2 protein-coding genes are annotated in these 1,691 nt (G+C 52.4%); both read left to right on the top strand.

What is annotated here, in order from left to right:
* The first annotated feature begins 90 nt into the window (after positions 1-90).
* Positions 91-618, top strand: a complete 528-nt coding sequence (locus tag IE083_RS15560; protein ID WP_189354945.1) for a DEAD/DEAH box helicase — start codon at positions 91-93, stop codon at positions 616-618.
* 82 nt (positions 619-700) lie between these two features.
* On the top strand, positions 701-1,691 hold a 991-nt coding region (locus IE083_RS15565), incomplete at its 3' end, for a helix-turn-helix transcriptional regulator (protein WP_189354946.1).

The following is a 1,691-nucleotide window of genomic DNA, read 5'->3' on the forward strand; positions in this document are numbered from 1 at the left end:
AAAACCTGATCATGGGGATTGGAGGGGGCGGTGGATAGGTGGACGGGCTGGACGCTTACGGCGCTTCCCGATGCAGTAGTCATTCATTGCTTGGATAATTTCCGCTCTCCTCGGTACGTCTGCGACAGTATCAATGCTTTTGGCCTTGCCAGTAGCCCTGTTCGAGCTCGTAGTGGCTGGGCTGGTGAGCTGCCATCAATTCTGCAATACGACGGTAGTCGAACAGATTTATTGGCAAAGACAACGCAGGCAATTAAGGCACAGCTTGAGCAGGGTATGGCCCCCGAGGCGGTGGCAGTCCTTTCTATGAGGGGCCATAGCCAGTCTGAACTTGTGCGTTGCGATGAGCTGGCTGGATTATCCGTTAGCCGTTTTACTGGTGAATATTTGCCGGATGGCACACCTCATTGGACTGATGGCCGGCTATTGGTGGAGTCCGTGTATCGGTTCAAAGGCCAGTCTGTAGCTTCGGTCATTGTGAGCGAGGCTGACTTTGAGCAGCTTGGGCCTATTGAGCGTGCGCGTTTGTTTGTCGGGATGACAAGGGGTTGGTATTCCGTGACGCTTGTGGTCAGCGGCCGCACGGCAGCCCTGCTGACTCAAGCGCTCCAGGATTGATACATACGCTGCGACAACCTCTGTCGCAGCGTTTTTTTATGCTGTGTGTTAATGGCACGCTGCAAGTGAAATGGAATAAAACATGGCCTCTATGCTGTCGCGCATTGAGCGACTTTCTCTCATGACCTCTTTGCTGCCAGTGCAGGGGGAGCGTGTTACTGGATTGACACTGGCAATGCTCAAGCAAAAGTTGGCAGATCAACCAGGTTTTGCATTGCCTGCAGACCGGACATTGCAGCGTGATCTGGCAGAACTCATCAAGGATGGTGCCGTTGGTATGCTGCCTGGTAACGGCAGTGCCCCTCGCTATGTTCGTCTTAATGACGAAGGGGAAATGGGCGGTGAGATCCTGGATGAAGAGAGCTGGGAGTACCTACTGCTGCAAGTCAAGCAAGAGTTGTCGGGCCTTGTCTCAGCCAATCAGCTGGAACGGCTGAGCAAGTGGTTAGGCCTGCCGCAAGAGATGGCGTTGGGCGAAACCAAACTTCGCATTTTGCCTGATTCTTTACGCTTGCAGCCTGCCCATATTGACTACCGGGTACTTGGTGGTGTGTTGCGTTCGCTTAAATCAGGCCAAGCTATTCGGGTTATTTACCAGGATAGAGAAGGCAAGAGAAGTGAGCCAGTTTTACATCCGCAAGCGCTGCTGCAGCGTGGGCCAAGAGTTTATCTATACGCGATGAAAAACGATGAGTTAGCTGACCGCATGTATGCAATTGACCGCATGGTTAGTGTTCAATTGATGCAGCAGCCTGCTCGAGAAATGGTTGGCTTCGATCTAGATCAGCGAGTTCGCAATGGGCGTGCTGATTTTTCAGATGGGCAAATAATTGTGTTCGAAGCAAGAGTTCGGGGCTATTTGGAGCAGCTGATTTATGACTGTCCACTTAACGATAGCCAGCAGCTTACTCCTTTAGATGGTGGCGGGTCATATTTAAAGGTGAGCATCCCATCGAGTGGTCAGTTACTGCGCTGGATATTAGCAGGAGGGGGGAATGTTACTGTGTTGGCACCTAGCAGCCTGTCGGACTTGGGCCTGCCCGAAGGCGGAATAGTGAAACGCAGGGCCGTTT

Origin of the sequence: Vogesella fluminis (assembly GCF_014652335.1) — a bacterium.
Classification (GTDB): domain Bacteria; phylum Pseudomonadota; class Gammaproteobacteria; order Burkholderiales; family Chromobacteriaceae; genus Vogesella; species Vogesella fluminis.